The sequence below is a fragment of the Ferruginibacter sp. HRS2-29 genome (assembly GCF_024343615.1).
Classification (GTDB): domain Bacteria; phylum Bacteroidota; class Bacteroidia; order Chitinophagales; family Chitinophagaceae; genus Ferruginibacter.
Window position 1 is genome coordinate 58,160 of sequence record NZ_RJUB01000158.1, and the last position, 19,657, is coordinate 77,816.

Below are 19,657 nucleotides of genomic sequence, written 5' to 3' on the forward strand. Positions count from 1 at the left end.
ATTTACGTACATACTTTTTTGCTAACAGATATATGGCCCGTAAAGTCGCTTATTCCCTTTGTTGTTTCCTGCTGATATATTGCGGCCGTGCGGTTGCGCAGCAACAATATGGCATCCACGACACCATCACCACTTATGCGGTGGTTTACAACGGCGACACCATTGAAGCCAGGACCCTTGAAACCTGTTATTTTTACGCAAAGCTCAATGAATCGAACATGAGCGATAAGGCCAGGTATAACCGGCTTCGGAATGCGGTGTATGTAACCTACCCTTATGCCAGGCGTGCCGGCGTGGTAATGAATGATATCAATGCCAAACTCAGCAATGTTTCCAAAAAAGAAGAGCGAAAAAAATATATCCAGTCGCGGGAGAAAGAACTGAAGAAAGAGTTTTCCGATCCGCTTACCAACTTATCTGTTTACCAGGGCAAAGTACTCATGAAACTCATCAATCGTGAAACGGGTAACAACTGCTACGAGATCATCAAAGAATACAAAGGCGGGATGACTGCCCGCTTCTACCAGACAGTCGCATTTTTCTTTAACAGTAATTTAAAGCAACCTTACGATGCGGAGAAAGACGATGTGGTGATCGAGAAATTCGTTCATGAAGTGCAGCGTATGTACGGTTACAGCGATATCCGCAAATTAAAAGGTACGTAATTGACACGCAATGCCTTATCTCTTTACACATAAATGACAGGTTTGTGCATTACTTGACTACCGATTGTGGCATTAATGATGTACCTTGCGGGCTAAATTTCGTAAGAAGGATATGAAGATAGATGTGCTCGCCTTTGGTGTTCATCCCGATGATGTGGAACTAAGTTGTGCCGGTATTTTGCTGGCAGAAAAAAAACAAGGTAAGACCACCGGGATCATCGATCTTACACAGGGTGAACTTGGAACACGCGGAACGGCAGAAACCAGGAAACAGGAAGCAACAGATTCAGCGAAGATCTTAGGGGTAGATGTAAGAGAAAACCTTTCACTTGCGGATGGTTTCTTTTCCAACGATGAAATGCATCAGCGAAAAGTGATCACAGCATTAAGGAAATATACACCGGAGATCATTCTTTGCAATGCGCCTGAAGACAGGCACCCCGACCATGGAAGAAGTGCACAGCTGGTAGCAGATGCGGCATTCCTTTCGGGATTGAGAAAAATAGAAACTTCCGGCGAAGGAATGCCACAGGCACACTGGAGGCCGAAATACGTTTTTCATTATATACAGGACAGGTTTTTGCAACCTGATTTTGTATACGATATCTCGGATGTGTTTGAAGAAAAACTGGAAGCCATTAAAGCATTCCGGACACAGTTCAACAGTCCGGGCACAGATGAACCGCAGACCTACATCTCCACACCGGATTTCCTGGAGAGTGTGATCTACCGCAGTAAGATGTTTGGAAAAATGATCGGGGTAAAATATGCGGAAGGTTTTATCAGTAAAAAGATGATCGGGATCAGCTCGTTTGATGCGATCATAAAAAAGGAAACTTAAGGAAAAAGCCGATACAGGATGCCAGATACTGGGTATCGTAACAAAGGATAATAAGAAGGCTAAAAATAAAGCATCGGGTGACCAGCATCCAGCAACAAAAAATTAAATAAACTCATTTAAAAATTCACCATGAAGGTTACTTCACCAACCCCAAAATTCAAGAACACACAGGGTTCTACTTTTCACCAGGAACTAAAACGCAGGGTGAATGAATATTTCACCGCAAACAACAAGAAAAGCACCGGTGATTTTTCGCTGCATTTCAAAGCGATCCTGTTCTGGACCTGTTATGTAGCATTATATGTGCATGTAGTTTTCTTTACGCCGGTATCGTGGGTGGCCTTGCTGGAATGCCTGGCAATGGGCGGACTTACCGCGGCCATCGGTTTCAATGTGATGCATGATGGCGGACACGGCAGTTTTAGCGACAGTAAATTCTGGAACAAGATCGCGGCGTTTTCGGTAAACGGGCTGGGTGCCAGTGCATTGATGTGGAACAACAAACACAACATCATCCACCACACTTACACCAATATTGATGGCGTAGACGATGATATCGAGATCAAGCCGATGTTGCGCATGTGCCCTACACAAAAAAAATACAAGATCCATCGCTTTCAGCATATCTATGTATGGTTCCTGTATACCATGCTGCTGATCATCTGGGTTTTCGCGACGGACTATACCAAATATTTCAAGAAAAAAGTGGGTATAGTGCCCATCAAAAAGCTGAGCACTTTCGATCATTTCGCTTTCTGGATCGCCAAAATCGGGTATTATATCATGATGATCGCATTGCCGATCTACATGGTTGGGTTTGTTTCCTGGCTGGTAGGTTTCCTTGTATTGGCTATGTTTGCCGGTTTTGTATTAAGTGTAGTATTCCAGCTGGCTCATACGGTGGAAGAAACAGCATTCCCTACTCCATTGGGAGATACTAATAACATCGAAAACGAATGGGCTATCCACCAGATCGAGACCACCGCTAATTTTGCTACCAAAAACAAGCTCATCAGCTGGCTGGTAGGCGGATTGAACTTCCAGATCGAGCATCACCTTTTCCCGAAAATATCGCACATTCATTACCCTGCTATCAGCAAGATCATCAAAAAGACCTGTGATGATTTCAACGTGAGATATATTGAGTATAAAAGGATGAGGGACGCAGTAGTGTCGCACGCTTTGCACCTCAAAAAAATGGGTACTGCATAAAAAGTTTTTCTACATAAAAAGCCCCGACAACTTGTTCGGGGCTTTTAGTTTTTTACAGGATCAATTATTTAGGTATTTCGATAATTTCGTATACTTTTCAAGGTATCATATGAGCCATTTTCCTGATCTGAAAAATAACTTCAGGTAACAGTCATTTAATGACTTTTCTTTGAATCAATTTCAAATTATTGTTAAATATAATGCCTAAAGTATTCAAAAACTCAATTTCTTAAAAAAATTAAAAAGTATTTGACAAAAGACAATAAGTTTAGGGATTAGGGTTTAGAGTTTAGGGATGGGGGATTAGGGATTATAGATCAGGGATTAGCGTTTACAATTGAAAATACATATGCCTGATTTAAACGTCTACAAACTAAACCCCTAAACTTCCAACCTTCTAAACCTAAACTCTAAACCCTAATCCTTAAACTTCCCTAAAACGCTTATTTTTGCATTTATGACTGAAGAAAAAAGCCTGAATTTCTTAGAAGAGATCATTGAAGAAGACCTTCGCTCAGGAAAATACAAGACCATCGTTACCCGTTTTCCGCCAGAACCCAATGGTTACCTGCACATGGGACATGCCACCAGCATTTGTCTGAACTTCGGCCTTACGGCCAAATACGGGGGTTATTCCAACCTGCGGTTCGACGACACCAATCCGGTTACAGAAGAAACGGAATATGTAGATAACATCAAAGCTGATATCAAATGGCTGGGATTCGAATGGAAAAACGAGCTGTATGCTTCCGATTATTTCGATACGCTTTATGAGTATGCAATTAAACTGATCAATAAAGGCCTGGCCTATGTGGATGATTCCACTTCGGAAGAGATCGCCCTGCTGAAAGGCACGCCTACGGAACCTGGTAAGGATAGCCCCTACCGCAATCGTTCTGTGCAGGAAAATCTCGGGCTTTTTGAAAGGATGAAGAACGGCGAATTTGCCGACGGCACACATACCCTCCGGGCGAAGATAGACATGGCACATACCAATATGCTCATGCGTGACCCCCTGCTCTACCGCATCAAACATGCGCATCACCACCGCACCGGCGACAAATGGTGCATTTACCCGATGTATGACTTTGCCCACGGGCAAAGCGATTCCATCGAGCAGATCACCCACTCCATCTGCACGCTGGAATTTGTGCCGCACAGGGAACTGTACGATTGGCTGATTGAAAAACTGGAAATATATCCTTCTCATCAATATGAATTCGCCCGCCGCAATCTTTCCTATACGGTAATGAGCAAACGCAAATTGCTGCAACTGGTCAACGAAGGTTATGTGAATGGATGGGACGACCCGCGGATGCCTACTATCAGCGGAATGCGCAGGCGTGGTTTTACCCCGGCGAGCATCCGAAATTTCTGCGACCGTATCGGTATCGCTAAAAGGGAGAACGTGACGGATTTCAGCGTGCTCGAATTTTTCCTGCGGGAAGATCTCAACCATGCTGCTCAAAGGGTAATGGCGGTATTGGACCCGGTGAAACTGATCATTACCAATTATGAAGATGGTAAAACGGAAGAATTTCAGAGTGAGAACGGACCCGACGAAGCAAGCGGCACGCGTACCGTTCCATTTTCAAAAGAACTTTGGATAGAACGGGAGGATTTCATGGAAGAAGCGGCCAAAAAATGGTTCAGGCTCGCTCCAGGTGCGATGGTACGTTTGAAAAGCGCTTACATCGTTCGTTGCGACAGCTACGACAAAGATGCTGATGGAAACATCACCGCCATTCATTGTACTTATTTGCCGGAAAGCAGGAGCGGAAACGATACCAGCGGATTGAAAGTAAAAGGCACCATACATTGGGTAAGCGTACAACATGCCCTGAGTGCCGAAGTACGCCTCTATGACCGTTTGTTTAAAGTAGAAAACCCTTCGAGCGAAGAAGGCGATTTCAAAGATTATATCAATCCTGATTCCTTACAGATCGTGAATGCGTTTGTAGAGCCATCGTTGAAAAATGCGGGTAAGGATGACCGTTATCAATTCCTGCGGAAAGGTTATTTCTGCCTCGATGAAGATTCTACCGCAGGGCAACTGGTATTCAATCGCACCGTTACTTTGAAAGATGCGTGGGCGAAGGAAGCACAAAAATGATAACCGATCAGGCGAGAGCGGGATCACAGATTAAAATGGATAAAGGGGATTGCACAGATCATTTTGCTGGCGCAAAAATGAAAATGCAGTTTATACTGTAGTTACAACTACTTATAAACTGCGTTTCTATTTTTACGAAGTAAAAATTAATCTGTGCAATCCCCTTTATCTTTTTTGAAATCTGTGATTAACCTTCTCCCTTTTCTTTGTTCGCTATCTTCAAATCAGGAAATAATGCTGTGATCAACACGCCCAACGTAGCAGCGATCAGCAGGTACAATCCATATTGTCTTTCGGGACAGTAGGCAAAATAACAGGTTGTAAAAACGATAAACACCCTGATGACATAAGCTACTAAAAGCCCGGCCACAAAGAGATGTGTACGCTTTGCCCATATTTTTTTGATAAGTACCAGTATCACGGAAACGATCGCGAAGAACAGGATCACTTTACCCGGTTTGCCATAATGGTTCCTTGAGTAAAAACCGTTGAAATATTCTTTAATATCAGCATGATACGTCCAGGGTAAAAAACAGGCTACAGCCAGCAACACACAAGCCACGATACCGATCCATTTGTAATACTTCATAATTAAAAGCTTTGTAAAGCGGCGCAAAGATAACATTAAAAGTTCAAGAGGTTCAAGAGTTCAAAAGGTTCAAGAGGTTTAAAAGTTCAAAAGGTTCAAAATGTTGTAGAGCCGATCAACATTCTGAACCTTTTGAATTTTTAAACTTTTAAGCTTTTACTGTTTCACAAACCGGTAGGTTTCTTTTCCTGCCCGGATGCTATACACACCTTTCGCCCAGGTGCTGATGTCCAGGATGGTGGTTTGGTTAAGGACGATCTCCGAAACAAAAGCCCCCGCAGCATCATATATCCTTGCATGTTGTCCTGTGAAGGAAATATCTGTCAACGTGATGGTGAGCCTGCTGGTAGCCGGCACCGGCGAGAGTTTCAAAGAATTATTCCCGGAGAATTTCACTACAACAGTATTGCTGTAAGAAAACTTACCATCGATATCGATCATCTTAAGCCTGTAATAATTATATCCGTTCAATGGATTTTCGTCCACTTTGGTATAAAAATTATTTCCGTTACCGATCGCTTTTACAGAACCGATATTGACGAACCTGTTACCATCTGCACTGCGTTCCACTTCAAAAGAAGCGGTGCTCTGCTCATTGGCCGTTTTCCAGTTAAGGTCTACCTGGCTGCCCGACGGGTTGCCGGTGAAATTCACCAGTTTCAGCGGTAAAGCGCTGGTGATCGTCAATACAACTGAATTTGCATTGTAAGTCACCGTACCGATCACCCCTACCGGCCATGTTACCGAACTGAATGTTCCGGTAAGTGCTCCGCCGCTTGTAAGTATCGTGTAAGTCTGGCCAGCGCTTAACTGTACACCATTGTAAATTGAAATGGCTAAATTTCCGCCCAGTGTAGCTGTTCCGGTCACAGCCAGCCGGTCGTATTGTGTGCCAACGGTTGTGCCTCCCAATTCTATCTGCAGTGCTCCGTTGTTGGTATAATTACCGGTGATGTTGAGTATGCCCGGTGAATTACCCGGCGCTACGATCCCGTTATTGATGAAATTCGCATTTGCCAATGTACCGGTTCCTTTCAATGTTCCTTCATGGAAAACAAGATCCGTAACTGTAAGTGTGTTTCCTGCTCCCAGGGTCAATACACGGCCGGTTTCTACTTCAAGACGAACCACGGTCGCGTTCACATTCAAGGTAGCTTCGTTGATTACACCTGTTGCAGGCAGCAATGCACTTTCTGTAGTACCGGGAACCAGTCCTTTTTTCCAGTTGGCAGAATTGTTCCAGTTGGTATTGGTTGGACCAGCCCATGAATTATAGGTTTCCACTCCATAAAGTTCCAGCCCATTGGTGCCATCCGTGCCTACGAATACCAGGTTGTTTCCTGCCAGCATGATCGGGCCCGGGTTTGAACTTCCCGCCCCTGCTACTACTTCTGTGTATAGTCGTGCGGTAGTTCCGTCGTACTCCCAAAGTTCAACACCGTTTGCCGGTGTATAGGCCGAGAAGAAAACAGATTCCAGGACCGGGTGGTAAAAGAAATTAGCGGGGTTGGAGTTTCCGCTTCCGGCCACGATATCACTTACCAAGATAGTGTTGGCTGCTGTACCATCTGTCCTCCACAATTCACGGCCGTTAGTGCCATCAGTTGCAGAAAAATAAATATAGTTGCCGCATACGGTCAGATCCTGCGGATCAGAAGAAGTGATGCCCGGGTTGATATCTTTCAATACTACCGTACCAGCAGAAGTTCCATCAGTTACCCACAATTCATTACCTGAAGTCGGGCTGTAAGCGCCAAAATATGCTTTCCCGTTCAATACTTTCATTTTGGTAAAATAAGTATCGTCGGCACCTGGATTGATATCCTTTATCATCACGGTGTTGGCATTGGTACCATCACTTTTCCATAACTCGCTACCGTTGATGCCATTGTTGGCTGTAAACCAGGCATAGCTGCCTGTACCGGGATAAACAAAGTTTGCAGGATTGCCATTGGCCCCGAGGGAAGTTGTATTGATATCTTTTATCAGTCCGCCGTTGCCGATAGCTCCTGTGGAACCATAAAAATCCCAGCCGGTTTCCTGGCCGGAAGTCTGGTTAAGCGCCACAAACATCAACATGCTGCCTGTGCTGATCATGTTGGTCTCATTGGTAGTGCTTCCTCCTGGTGTTGAACCGCCGGTGCCGGATACGATATCTTTTACCAATACCGTTCCCCCTGCTGTACCATCCGTTTTCCACAATTCTGCGCCGGTAGCCGCTTCAGTTGCGCTGAAGTAAAGTGCGCCATTGTGTGGCACGAAGTTCTTCGGGGTGGAGTTGGCTGTTCCATTATTAATATCTTTCACCAATACTGTACCCGCTACTGTACCGTCCGTTTTGTATAACTCAGCGCCTGTGCCACCTGCACCTGTACCCGAGTTGCCGGAAAAATATGCATTGCCATTAAACACGCCAAACTTTCCCACGGAAGAACCTGTGCCGGCGTTGGTATTGATATCTTTTAGTAATAATGTTCCTGCGGAAGTACCGTCTGTTCCCCATACTTCCAGGCCGTTTACGCCATCATTGGCACCAAACACCACTTTGCTTCCCACAGCGGTAAGGTTGACGATGCCTGCAGCCCCAACCTCCGGATTGATATTTTTCAATAAAGCAGTATTGCCGGCAGAACCGTCACTCTTCCACAATTCTAACCCGTTGGTACCATTATCAGCACTGAACAACAGGAAACTTCCGTTGGTGACCATATTGGTAAGTCCGGATGCGGTTGCACCGGAAAATATATCTTTCACCAGTACGGTACCACCTGCTGTTCCGTCGCTCTTCCACAATTCCGCGCCATTGATGTTATCATTTGCCTGGAAATAAAGAGTAGAACCTATCGCTGTCATTTGAGCGGGATTGCTTCCGCCGGAGCCACTGGAAATATCTTTTACCAGTACTGTATTGCCCGCAGTTCCGTCGGACTTCCATAATTCTGCACCATTGGTACCTTCTGTCGCCCTGAAGTAAAGCGTATTGCCTGCAGCGATAAAGTTGAGTGGCGAAGATGAACCTGCGCCTGCGTTGATATCCTTTACCATTACAGTTCCCGCGTTGGTTCCATCGGTTACCCAAAGTTCGGTACCGCTTCCGTTGGTAGCCTGGAAATAAACTTTACCGTTCATTACGCAAAACTGCTGCGGGTTACTATCGCCTGAGGTATTGATATCCTTTACCATGAACGTACCGGCAGTGGTGCCGTCGCTGATCCAGAGTTCAAGGCCATTCGTACCATTGTTGCCGGCAAAGATCAATTTTTCGCCCCATGCCAGTACCCCTCCGCTCATCCCACCTGTATTCGCATCCGGGTTGATTTCCTTCACCAGGACGGTGCCGGCGGCTGTTCCATCACTTTTGAATAATTCGTAGTTGCCAAACTGAGACGACCCGTTGTTGGCCCCAAAGTAGATCTTCGTACCTGTTCCGGTTACGCGGTTAAATCCTCCGCCCATAGAACCTGCATTGATCTCTTTCACCAGTACGGTACCGGCGGCGGTACCGTCGGTTTTGTAAAGTTCATCGCCATAGATCGGGTCATTCGCAGTAAAAAGTACTGTAGTTGCACTGATAGCGTTAATATCGCTTGGACCGGATCCAAGTCCTGCTCCCGGCCTCAGGTCTTTGACCATCACCGTACCGGCAGTAGTACCATCTGTTTTCCACAATTCCCGGCCGTTCACGCCATCATCGGCCGCAAAGATCAAAGTAGAGCCCATCACCGCGAAGTTGTTGGGAGTAGATGAACCATTACCAGCATTGATATCTTTTACCAATACGGTATTACCGGCACTGCCATCCGTTTTCCAGAGTTCGATCCCATTGATGCCATTGGTGGCAGCAAAATAGTAATAACTCCCCATCCACACGCCTTTGGAAGGTGTAGAAGGAATACCGACAGTGGTAGTGTTAATGTCTTTAAGTAAAACGGCTGTTTGAGCAGAAGCAAACAAGCCTGCGCTGGAACATAATGCCGCCAGCAAGCCTCGATGAAGGATTTTCATAGATTGATTTTGAATTTCGGGCAAATGTATTTTTATTTTTTTTAATATCCTACTTTAAATAAAAGTTCGAAAATTAACTACAGACAAAAATCAAATGCATATATCTCCAAACGTTTATCCCGTTGATTTATTATAAAAAATTTATACCCAATTTGTAGTAGATTCCCACTTTCCTGTACGCCCACTCGCGTTTTCGATATATATTCGATAATATAAATTTATTACATGAAACAATTTTCCCCTTTTTCCTCTTACCTTCTTGGTTTGTTTTGTTTTTTCGTCGTTCCGGCGATGGCGCAGCAGGCAAAGAATACTGTTCCCAATGACAATAAAGAATACCGCGACCTCCTGTTAAAAAATGCCGCTTATATGGGCATTTCAAAGGTGGATGCAGCGCAGGCCATCATCACCGATGGTTATAAGGATGACCTTACCGGCCTTACGTTCCTGTATGTACAGCAGGCATACCAGGGCATCCGGGTTTTTAATACCATTGTTTCATCCGCTTTTAAAAGCGATAATTTCCAGACCGCATCCGGCACTTATGTACAGGATCTGGCTGGCAAGATCAGCACCATCATCCCTGCGCTGAGCCCTGTGGCAGCAGTACGTGCTGCGGCAAGCCATCTGAAGCTGAACAGCCAGGCTGCCTTCACTACTGTTGCAGATAATTTCGCCTCCGGCAAAAGTTATAAGATCAGCGCCGGTGGAATTGCCCGCAGGGATATTGATGCAACACTCGTTTTTGTGCCTTCGGAAGATAAAAAATCTGTAAAGCTTGCCTGGAATGTGAGCATTGATGTGGCAGGTTCCAGCGACTGGTGGAATGTACGCATCGATGCGATGACCGGTGAGTATCTCGAAAAAGATAACTGGACGGTGAATGAAACTTTGAACAAGCCGCAGGTTGAGGGATTGACCCCTATGCCCGATTTTGTTCCGGCATTGCCCTCCTCCGCTCCCCTGGCAGAAGGCAGAACAGCTTTGCTTGCCCCTCCAAATGTAACGACTGCCCAATACAAAGTGATACCCTATCCATTCGAAAGCCCCATATACAGCAGCTTTCAGACTGTAACCAATCCCTGGGAACTTGCAGGAGCCGGTAACAACGCCACTACCAATGGATGGCATTTTAACGGCGTCAACAACTATACCTTCACCCGGGGCAACAACGTATTCGCTTTCCTCGACCGCGATAATAATAATACCGCTTCCGCTACCAACAACTGGCCGGACACATCCACTACTCCTGCGCCATCGCTTAGTTTCATTCACGACCAGAATCCGGCGATCAAGCCTACCCTCAGTGTCGAAAACAAAAAAGTGGCGCTCGACAATCTTTTTTACTGGAACAACATTGTGCATGATGTCACCTACCAGTATGGTTTTACAGAAGCCTCAGGTAACTTCCAGGATGATAACCTGGCAAGAGGTGGGACAGGAAATGATCATGTGGATGCCCATGCGCAGGATGGCAACGGCACCAGCAATGCCAACTTCAACACCCCGGTGGACGGTACCAGTGGCAGAATGCAGATGTATGTATTTCCTTCAAAGGGCGTGCTTACGGTAAATACTCCTTCAGCCATAGCAGGTGTGTATCCCAGTTATGAAGGCAATTTTGTAGCACCCAATTACCTCGAAGATATTGGCCCGGTGACCGGACAGGTAACCTTGTATGATTCCGCATCTGCCACCCATTATGCCTGTGCTGCTCCCCTCGATCCTTCTAAAGTAGCAGGCAAGATCGTTTTAATAGACGTACTGGGCTGTGGTACAAATTATATCGGTAAAGTGAAGAATGCTCAAAACGCCGGCGCTATTGGCGTGCTGGCATATTATTCCACAGTGTTTAGCGTTACCGGTACAGATGCTACGGTAACGATACCTCAGCTGAATATTTCTACCGCCACTGCCAATACCATGCTGGCCCAGATCAATGCCGGAATCCCCGTAGTGGTAACGCTTGCCAGTGTGGGCATTACAAAAGATGGTGACCTCGACAACGGCATTGTTGTTCACGAATATGGACATGGTGTATCCAACAGGCTTACCGGCGGGCCGGCCAATTCAAGTTGCCTGCAAAATGCTGAACAGGGCGGCGAAGGATGGAGCGATTACCTGGCGTTGATGCTTACTACCAACTGGGCTGCAACTCCTGTAACAGCAGGGCCAACCCCTCGCCCGGTAGGCAATTACGCGATCAGCCAGACAACTACCGGCGCAGGTATCCGCCGTTATCCATATTCTACCAATATGGCTGTTAACCCACTCACCTACTCCAGCTTTTCACTGAGCACCGAAGTGCACGACATAGGAGAGATCTGGTGTGCGGCTTTGTGGGATATGACCTGGAACATCATCCAGCAGACCAACAGCATCAGTCCTGATATTTACAATTCATCTGCGGTAGCCGGCAACAACATTGCGTTGAAACTTGTTATGACCGGCATGAAGTTGCAACCCTGCAGCCCCGGCTTCCTCGATGCCCGCGACGCCATCCTCTCCGCCGATTCCATTTTATATAATGGTGCATATCGTTGCGCTATCTGGAACGCTTTCAGCCGCAGGGGAATGGGCTTCAGCGCAAGACAAGGTTTATCGAGCAGTGCAACAGATCAGACAGCAGCATTTGATCTGCCGGTTAAGGTCAGGATCAGCATTCCTTCAGTATTGCAAGTGGCACCTTCTACGCAGCGCACCTTCACGCATACGCTTTCGTGCGATTGTGGGCCAGTGACCGATTACGTGGTACGCGATACCATACCAGCCGGATTTATCTACGTCAGCAGCACACCTGCAGGAGCTACGCTCAGCGGAAATGTACTCACGTTCCCTGCAGCATCTTTTACAGCAAGCGAAGTTAAAAACTACACTATCACTTTACAGACACCAGCTGCCGGCTGCCCGGTATTGTTATCGATCAATGATAACCGTGATGGCAGTACCACAGGTGGATTTGTATCTGGCGGTACTTCGGGCTGGAGCACCAGCACTGTAAGGGCCAACAGTCCGGTTTCATCCTGGTTCAGCGCTACACCAACAACGATCACCAGCAATACGCTTACATCGGCTGCTACGGCAGGCTCGGCAGTTGGCAACCTTAGCCTTTTATCTTTTTCGCATTTTTATAATACAGAAAGCACCTTCGATGGCGGCGTAGTAGAATACTCTACCAATGGCGGTGGAATCTGGACAGATGCTGCTCCGTTGTTTTTAAGGGGCTCTTACTCTACCGCAATGGATGCTTCTACCACTTTGTCGGGCAGAAGAGCATTCTCCGGTACCAATAAATTTTTCTCCAATGCGATGCTGGATCTTTCTTCTTTGGGATCGGCTGACGTGAATATCCGTTTCCGTTCTACATCCGATAACGGTGTAGCTGTAGAAGGCTGGTACGTGGATGACATCACCCGCACCAGCGGTTGTGGCGCCTTATTAAAAACAGGGATCTACAATGCATCCAATGTGATAACGGACACTACGTTCACGCCGGTGTTCATTACATCCAATCCTTTACCATTGAGGCTGATCAGTTTTGATGCAAAAGAAAACAGCGGTCATGTTGCCCTCACGTGGAAAACAGCGGCCGAAGTGAATGTGCGTGATTTTGATGTGCAATGGAGTGCAGACAATATTTCCTGGAGCAGGATCGCCACCGTGAAAGCATTGAACCAGCTCAACAATAATTACACAGCGTTACATGCAGACCCTGTATTTGGCAAAAATTATTACCGCCTGAAAATTAACGACCAGGATGGGTACACCAGTCTCTCGGATGTCCGCATCGTGAACTTCTCCAAAGTGACTAAAAAATCACCGGTGCTCGTTCCGAATCCTGCCGTTACGGAAGCTACTTTATACATCAGTAAATACGCTAAGAATACCGCCGTAAAAGTGTACGATGGAAAAGGAAGCCTGGTTGCCAGCCTTACTGCACAACCTGGCATACAACAACTTAAGATCAATACCAGCAACCTTTCTGCAGGTATTTATGTAGTAGAAGTGATGGGTGAAGAGAGAACGACGATCAGGATGATGGTGCAGAAATAGAATCAATTACAAATTGAAAATTACGAATTACGAATGATCGAATCGAAAGAGAATTGCTGATTTTAAAGCGATGAAGGAGATTACACAGATTATTTTTACTTCATAAAATAGCAATGCAGTTTATAAATTTTGCAACCGGGTATGAGTTCCAAAATTTATAAACTGCATTTTGATTTTCTGCGGCGCAGGAAATAATCTGTGCAATCTCCTTCATCTCTTAATCTGCTATTCTCTTTCGCCTCAATCTTCGCTCACATTTGTAATTCGTAATTCGTCATTAACAATTGTTTCTATTCTGTTCTTAAACTCTTCACCGGGTTGGCGATGGCCGCCCGGATGGATTGAAAGCTCACGGTGATCAATGTTATGAGCACAGTTCCGATACCTGTAGCCACAAACAGCCACCATGGTATACTCGTTCGGTAAGTATAATTCTGGAGCCAGCCATGCATGAAATACCAGGAAACAGGTACGGCGATGAAGAAGGAGATCACCACCAGCAAAACAAATTCACGCGAAAGCAGGTTCCATAAATTAAATACGGAAGCACCCAGTACCTTGCGTACGCCGATCTCTTTTTTTCTTTGCTCCGCAACGAATGAAGTGAGCCCGAATAATCCAAGGCAGGAAATGATAATGGCCAGTACACCAAACACACTCGCGATCTTGCCTACCCTTTCTTCGTTACCAAATTTCTTCGCATATTCGTCATCTACAAAACTGTATTCGAACGGCTGATCCGGATCGAACTTTTTAAACACCGCAGAAACGCTGCTCAATGCGGCTTCGGTAGTTTTATTGTCGGCTAATTTTAAGATGGACATATTTCCTTGCCCGGCTGATAACGTGTAGATCATCGGGCGCACTTCGTCATACGGCGATTCGATGATCATATTTTTGATCACACCGATCACCTGCATCTTTTGTCCCCACCACACCACTGTTTCACCCACAGGCTTTTTCAATCCCATGAAACGAACGGATGCTTCATTGAGTATCACTGCAGAAGAATCGGTTGGAAAATCCCGCGAAAACCCACGCCCTTCCTTTATCTGCCATCCGATCGTTTTTCCATAATCATAAGAAGCCGTTACTACACACAGATCTACCGGAAGGTTAGGGTCCTTGCCATTCCAGCTGAAACCGCTGGTAGTATTCCAGATGCTGGTGGTAGGGCTTTCCGCTTCCGCCATATTGCTGATGGCGCCGGAACGTTGCAATTCGGCTTTCACCGCATCGAAATGCTGATGTATATTGGCATTGTTGCTTGGCACGGTGATAAGGTTGGCCCTTGTATAACCGATATTACGATTGCGGGCATGCTGCACCTGCTGGTATACGATCACCGTGCCGATGATGAGTGCAACAGAAACGGTGAACTGCACCACCACCATTACTTTCCGCGGCACCGCGGCAAATCTGCCCGCTTTAAAAGTGCCTTTCAACACCTGTACGGGGCGGAAAGAAGAAAGATAAAATGCCGGGTAACTTCCCGCGATAAATGCTGTAAGCAAAATGAATAAGATACTCACTCCCCAGAAAAACAGGTTCAGCCAGGGAATAGACATCTGCCTGTCTGCAAGCTGATTGAAAAACGGCATCGCCAGAGTGGCTATCAGCAGCGACAATACAAACGCGAATGCTACGGTGAGAAAAGATTCTGTAAAGAACTGCATGATCAGCTGCCCGCGGAGGGAACCGATCGTTTTTCGTACGCCTACTTCTTTCGCACGTTTTTCGCTGCGGGCTGTAGAGAGGTTCATGAAATTGATGCACGCCAACAGCAATACAAACACACCGATGAGCTCAAACATGCGTACATACCGGATGGCGCCACCAACATTTTTCCCGTTTTTAAATTCACCGTACAAATGCCATTGGCTCATGGGATGCAAAAACAAGGCTGGTTTTTTCTTCTGCAGATCGGCATTGAGTTTTTTCAGCTTCGCATCCTTGATCCGGGCATTCACCGAAGCGATATCCGCATTGTCGTTCAGTTCCACAAATAAGCTGGTAAAATTCGGGCGCCATGGATCGTCCGTATCCCGCAGCTCGTTATTAGCATGGTACCAGGCTTCCATACCTGCAATGAAGTTGAGATTTGCCAGGGATGAATTCATCGGGAGATCTTCATAAACACCCGCCACTTTAAGAGGCGGCATCTGGCCTATCGTGATCAGTTTGTTCATCGGATCTGTATCGCCGAAATACGCTTTTGCCGCGGAAGCGGAAAGCAGGATCGCCGACTGGTCGTTCAGCGCAGACCTGCTGCCTTTAAGCATTTCGAGCGTAAACATTTCGGGCATTTCTTTTTCAAAAAAGCCGCCGCGTCCTTTTAATTTTTTTTGATCGATGGTAAGCTGGTGGTCGCCCCAGTCTACCGCCATCACAATGTGCCTGAAATCGCCACCATAGTTGGTGCGCAATTCTTCTGCCAGCGGATATGGCACGTTTTTCCAGGTCTGCATCTCCCCGTTGTTGGTAAGATGCTGTAGCACTTGTGCAATATTTTTATACCGTTTAAAATTCCTGTCGTACGAAAATTCATTGTACACCCAGATAGCGATCAATATCGCCACGGACATGCCCAACGATAACCCGACGATATTGATGAACGAATGAAGTTTGTCTTTCAGCAGGTTGCGCCAGGCAATTTTAAAATAGTTTTTAAACATCGGTATGAGTTTTGGCTTTAACCTTACAACGATGCAGCCAAAAATACATACTATTGATTATCAACAATATAAATAATCCACCCCAGGCTAGGGTGTTCGCTTTTGATACGCTTCCTGTGCGGTTTCGGGCATTGCGTATGCCGGGAAGACGGGAAGAAGATTTAGTACAAAGTGTTTCGTTGCGCTTTGTACTACCCGAATCCGTGTGATTCTTAAAATTCGTGTAATCCGCGTACCAGCATCTATAACGGTAACGAATATACGATAACGATCAATTATCACACGGTATCTCAAAACAATCAATATTACCCCGAAGCAGGTTCAGTAACCATCACCCAAGGCAACCGCACACTTATAGTCAACATACATGGACAATCTTCCTGCAACGAATCTAAACAGGAAGGCAATAGTAAGTAACTAAAAATAGTACATCAAATGAAATATGATGATACCTTCCGCCATTAAGCAAATGGCCACAGTGTCGAAAATCTCCTTTTTCTGAAAGCAAAATATCCTTCATTTTTGTATCCTTAAAAATACGGAATGAAGATCTTAATTACAGGCAGCAGCGGTCACCTGGGCGAAGCGCTCATGCGCACATTGAAAGATTCGGAACATGAATGTATTGGCATAGACATCAAGCCATCGGAGTTTACAAAGTTTGTGGGTTCTATTGCCGACCCGGTTTTTGTACGCCGGTGCATGGCGGGTGTTGACGCGGTACTGCATACCGCCACGCTGCACAAGCCGCATGTGGGCACACATTCCGACCAGGATTTTATTGATACAAATATTACGGGCACGCTGAACCTGCTGGAAGAATCGTTGAAACACCACGTGCAGGCATTTATCTGCACCAGCACCACCAGTACATTCGGCGATATGCTCACACCCGAAGCCGGGACTCCTGCCATCTGGATCACGGAAGATATCCAGCCCATTCCAAAAAATATTTATGGCGTTACCAAGACAGCTGCCGAAGACCTTTGCCAGTTGTTTTTCCGGAATCACGGGCTGCCCTGCCTGGTTTTGAAAACATCCCGGTTCTTCCCCGAAGAAGATGATAAAAAAGCTACCAGGGAATCATACGACGATCTCAACATCAAAGCGAATGAATACCTGTACCGGCGGATGGATATCGAAGATGTAGTAACGGCGCACCTTGCAGCGTTGGATAAGGCAAAACAGATCGGGTTTGGAAAATACATCATCAGCGCCACCACTCCATTCAACAAGGAACAACTCAACAGGCTTCGTACAGATGCCCCCGAAGTGGTGGCATCCATCTTTCCCGAATATGAACAACTTTTTAAAGAAAAAAACTGGCGCATGTTGCCGGAAATAGATCGTGTATATGTGAATGAAAAAGCCAGGCGGGAACTAAACTGGCAGCCAAAATACGATTTTGCTCATGTGCTGGATTGCCTGCGGCAGAATAAGGACTTCAGGAGCCCGCTCACGTTGGCTGTCGGCAAGAAAGGATACCATGATGAAGTATTTGAGCAAGGGCCATACCCGGTAAAGGAGCATGGATAGGCGAACGTAAGCGATCATGTGAAAAAAAAATAAAGCCAATGATTTATGGACTTCGCTAAAGAAGAGTCTGAAACTGGATAAGTTTCAGCAATATTCAGGGGCAATACATTAAATTCTTTCGAAGCATTGGTACAAGCCTGACCAGATACCCGTTCTTTTTGTTTTGCTTTCGGAGAAACTGCGACGACCAATATCGGGCTCCTTACGGCAAAGTTTTAAATCGCTCCCAAAATTCTTTTTCCAATATTTCTCTATGATCGGGATGGGCCAGGCCAATAAGCAGCCGCCCCCGCTGTTTAAGGTTTTTTCCAAAAAGGTTTACGCTGCCATATTCCGTTACTACCCAATGCACATGCCCACGGCTGGTAACTACCCCGGCGCCCTGCTTCAATATCGGTACAATGCGGGAAATACCGGAGGAGGTTTGTGAGGGCAATGCGATGATCGGTTTACCGCCGGGCGAAAGGGAAGCCCCGCGGATAAAATCCATCTGGCCGCCAATGCCCGAAAATTGATAGGTGCCGAGCGAATCCGAACATATCTGCCCGGTAAGGTCTATCTCTATGGCGCTGTTGATGGCGGTAACGGCGGGGTTTTGCCGGATGATACCGGTATCGTTCACATAGGAAATATCCATCACCCTTACAGCAGGATTGTCATCCACAAAATCGAAAAGTTTGCGCGTGCCACTCAGGAACCCGGTAACCGAACGGCCCCTGTTGAGTTTTTTCAGGCTGTTGTTGATAGCGCCATTTTGAATGAGCGGCACTACCCCATCCGAAAACATTTCGGTATGCAGCCCCAGGTTGCGGTGCCCCTGCAGGTTTTTCAACACCTGGTCGGGTATGGCTCCGATGCCGAGTTGAAGTGTGGCGCCATCTTCTACCAATGAAGCTACATGATAGGCGATCTTTTCCACTGCTTCATTCAACCCGCTGCTGTAATCCACTTCGGGCAGCGGCGCATCGAAATGTACAAGGGCATCGATCTTATCTACATGAATAAATCCATCCCCATGGGTCCGCGGCATATTTTTATTTACCTGGGCAATCACGTACCTCGCAGTATCCACTGCTGCCCGTGCCACATCTACTGAAGTGCCCAGCGAGCAATAACCATGTTTATCGGGCGGCGACACCTGTATCATCGCGACATCTATCGGCAGAATATTTTCCCTGAACAGCTTCGGTATCTCGCTTAAAAAAACCGGCACATAATCGCCATGATCGCTGTTTACCACAGCGCGGGTATTAGCCGATACAAAAAGAGAATTCATAAAGAAACTGTTCCGGCAATCGGGATCATTAAAGTTGATATCTCCAAGCGTGGTAATACTTACCAGTTCTACATTTTGCAGTTCATTGTGCCGCTGCTGAAGCGCTTTGATTAGGTGTACCGGGGTGGCGGCACTGCCGTGGATGAAAACCCGTTGGTTCGAACCGATATTGCTTACCGCTTGTACGGCCGTCATGCTTTTACCCACAACATGAGGAGGGATAATGGTGTTATTGGTATCTCTATACATAAACCTGTTTGTGCCGCAAAATAAAGCTAGCCGCAAAAGCGGATGGCTGACCTTAAACATGCAAATAACTGATGGTGGTCAGGTTCAAAACTGCTATTTCAATACCCGCCACAATACAATTGCCAGCCCGATAACGAACAGGCAGGTAAAGATCACTTTGTTGTATTTCGCCAGCCACTCCGGTAAAAAAATATCGAAGTTGTCGGCCTTTGCGTCTGAATATTTCCGGGCGCTGAGCGTGATGGGGCAATACCCTTTGAAGACCAGCAATACCAGCCCTTCGCCTGATACCGCAGCAATGGCTATCCAGGTTAAGAGGTTAATATGGTTGCTGATGCCGCACCAGCAAACGTACAAGATGGCACTTACAAAAATGAGCCATACGATGCTATGCAGCATCTTCAGCAAAAACAGTTTTGTGCTGGTACCAAATGGCATGGATA

General features: G+C 46.2%; 11 protein-coding genes. 6 read left to right on the forward strand and 5 right to left on the reverse strand.

Translation table 11 applies throughout. The features are described 5' to 3' along the window. Nucleotides 1–32 precede the first annotated feature (32 nt). The 4 genes from EGI32_RS19050 (at nucleotide 33) to EGI32_RS19065 (ending at nucleotide 4,831) form a co-directional block, all read left to right on the forward strand. Nucleotides 33–665, forward strand: coding sequence for a DUF4294 domain-containing protein (locus EGI32_RS19050; RefSeq protein ID WP_255157231.1), 633 nt, complete (start codon nucleotides 33–35; stop codon nucleotides 663–665). Nucleotides 666–777: 112 nt separating this feature from the next. Beyond that, nucleotides 778–1,506, forward strand: coding sequence for a bacillithiol biosynthesis deacetylase BshB1 (bshB1, locus tag EGI32_RS19055; RefSeq protein ID WP_255157232.1), 729 nt, complete (start codon nucleotides 778–780; stop codon nucleotides 1,504–1,506). A gap of 129 nt (nucleotides 1,507–1,635) precedes the next feature. Continuing rightward, nucleotides 1,636–2,718, forward strand: coding sequence for an acyl-CoA desaturase (locus EGI32_RS19060; protein ID WP_255157233.1), 1,083 nt, complete (start codon nucleotides 1,636–1,638; stop codon nucleotides 2,716–2,718). 457 nt (nucleotides 2,719–3,175) lie between these two features. Continuing rightward, nucleotides 3,176–4,831, forward strand: a complete 1,656-nt coding sequence (locus EGI32_RS19065) for a glutamine--tRNA ligase/YqeY domain fusion protein (protein WP_255157234.1) — start codon at nucleotides 3,176–3,178, stop codon at nucleotides 4,829–4,831. A gap of 187 nt (nucleotides 4,832–5,018) precedes the next feature. Here EGI32_RS19065 and EGI32_RS19070 read toward each other — a convergent pair whose 3' ends face one another. Beyond that, nucleotides 5,019–5,420 (reverse strand): hypothetical protein, encoded by a 402-nt coding sequence (locus tag EGI32_RS19070; RefSeq protein ID WP_255157235.1) that lies wholly within the window; start codon nucleotides 5,418–5,420, stop codon nucleotides 5,019–5,021. A 156-nt stretch (nucleotides 5,421–5,576) separates the two neighbouring features. Continuing rightward, complete coding sequence (locus EGI32_RS19075) at nucleotides 5,577–9,425, reverse strand: ELWxxDGT repeat protein (RefSeq protein ID WP_255157236.1); 3,849 nt, start codon at nucleotides 9,423–9,425, stop codon at nucleotides 5,577–5,579. A gap of 225 nt (nucleotides 9,426–9,650) precedes the next feature. Here EGI32_RS19075 and EGI32_RS19080 point away from each other — a divergent pair, with 225 nt between their 5' ends. Beyond that, the gene (locus EGI32_RS19080) at nucleotides 9,651–13,478 is read left to right on the forward strand and encodes a M36 family metallopeptidase (RefSeq protein ID WP_255157237.1); all 3,828 of its coding nucleotides are present in this window, start codon (nucleotides 9,651–9,653) and stop codon (nucleotides 13,476–13,478) included. A 290-nt stretch (nucleotides 13,479–13,768) separates the two neighbouring features. On the opposite strand, the gene EGI32_RS19085 is transcribed toward EGI32_RS19080, so the two are convergent. Continuing rightward, complete coding sequence (locus EGI32_RS19085; RefSeq protein ID WP_255157239.1) at nucleotides 13,769–16,153, reverse strand: ABC transporter permease; 2,385 nt, start codon at nucleotides 16,151–16,153, stop codon at nucleotides 13,769–13,771. 543 nt (nucleotides 16,154–16,696) lie between these two features. On the opposite strand from EGI32_RS19085, the gene EGI32_RS19090 reads away from it, so the two are divergent. Then, nucleotides 16,697–17,689 carry an NAD(P)-dependent oxidoreductase gene (locus EGI32_RS19090; RefSeq protein ID WP_255157241.1) on the forward strand — a complete coding sequence of 331 codons (993 nt, stop codon included), beginning with the start codon at nucleotides 16,697–16,699 and terminating at the stop codon, nucleotides 17,687–17,689. Nucleotides 17,690–17,891: 202 nt separating this feature from the next. On the opposite strand, the gene EGI32_RS19095 is transcribed toward EGI32_RS19090, so the two are convergent. Continuing rightward, nucleotides 17,892–19,214 (reverse strand): acetyl-CoA hydrolase/transferase family protein, encoded by a 1,323-nt coding sequence (locus EGI32_RS19095; RefSeq protein WP_255157243.1) that lies wholly within the window; start codon nucleotides 19,212–19,214, stop codon nucleotides 17,892–17,894. Between the two features lie 93 nt (nucleotides 19,215–19,307). After that, nucleotides 19,308–19,652 carry a hypothetical protein gene (locus EGI32_RS19100; protein ID WP_255157245.1) on the reverse strand — a complete coding sequence of 115 codons (345 nt, stop codon included), beginning with the start codon at nucleotides 19,650–19,652 and terminating at the stop codon, nucleotides 19,308–19,310. Nucleotides 19,653–19,657 lie beyond the last annotated feature (5 nt).

What these genes read in the sequence shown, in the direction of transcription:
- EGI32_RS19050 (WP_255157231.1), top strand. Translation starts at nt 33, where the DNA reads ATGGCCCGTAAAGTCGCTTATTCCCTTTGTTGTTTCCTGCTGATATAT.
- bshB1 (WP_255157232.1), top strand. Translation starts at nt 778, where the DNA reads ATGAAGATAGATGTGCTCGCCTTTGGTGTTCATCCCGATGATGTGGAA.
- EGI32_RS19060 (WP_255157233.1), top strand. Translation starts at nt 1,636, where the DNA reads ATGAAGGTTACTTCACCAACCCCAAAATTCAAGAACACACAGGGTTCT.
- EGI32_RS19065 (WP_255157234.1), top strand. Translation starts at nt 3,176, where the DNA reads ATGACTGAAGAAAAAAGCCTGAATTTCTTAGAAGAGATCATTGAAGAA.
- EGI32_RS19070 (WP_255157235.1), bottom strand. Translation starts at nt 5,420, where the DNA reads ATGAAGTATTACAAATGGATCGGTATCGTGGCTTGTGTGTTGCTGGCT.
- EGI32_RS19075 (WP_255157236.1), bottom strand. Translation starts at nt 9,425, where the DNA reads ATGAAAATCCTTCATCGAGGCTTGCTGGCGGCATTATGTTCCAGCGCA.
- EGI32_RS19080 (WP_255157237.1), top strand. Translation starts at nt 9,651, where the DNA reads ATGAAACAATTTTCCCCTTTTTCCTCTTACCTTCTTGGTTTGTTTTGT.
- EGI32_RS19085 (WP_255157239.1), bottom strand. Translation starts at nt 16,153, where the DNA reads ATGTTTAAAAACTATTTTAAAATTGCCTGGCGCAACCTGCTGAAAGAC.
- EGI32_RS19090 (WP_255157241.1), top strand. Translation starts at nt 16,697, where the DNA reads ATGAAGATCTTAATTACAGGCAGCAGCGGTCACCTGGGCGAAGCGCTC.
- EGI32_RS19095 (WP_255157243.1), bottom strand. Translation starts at nt 19,214, where the DNA reads ATGTATAGAGATACCAATAACACCATTATCCCTCCTCATGTTGTGGGT.
- EGI32_RS19100 (WP_255157245.1), bottom strand. Translation starts at nt 19,652, where the DNA reads ATGCCATTTGGTACCAGCACAAAACTGTTTTTGCTGAAGATGCTGCAT.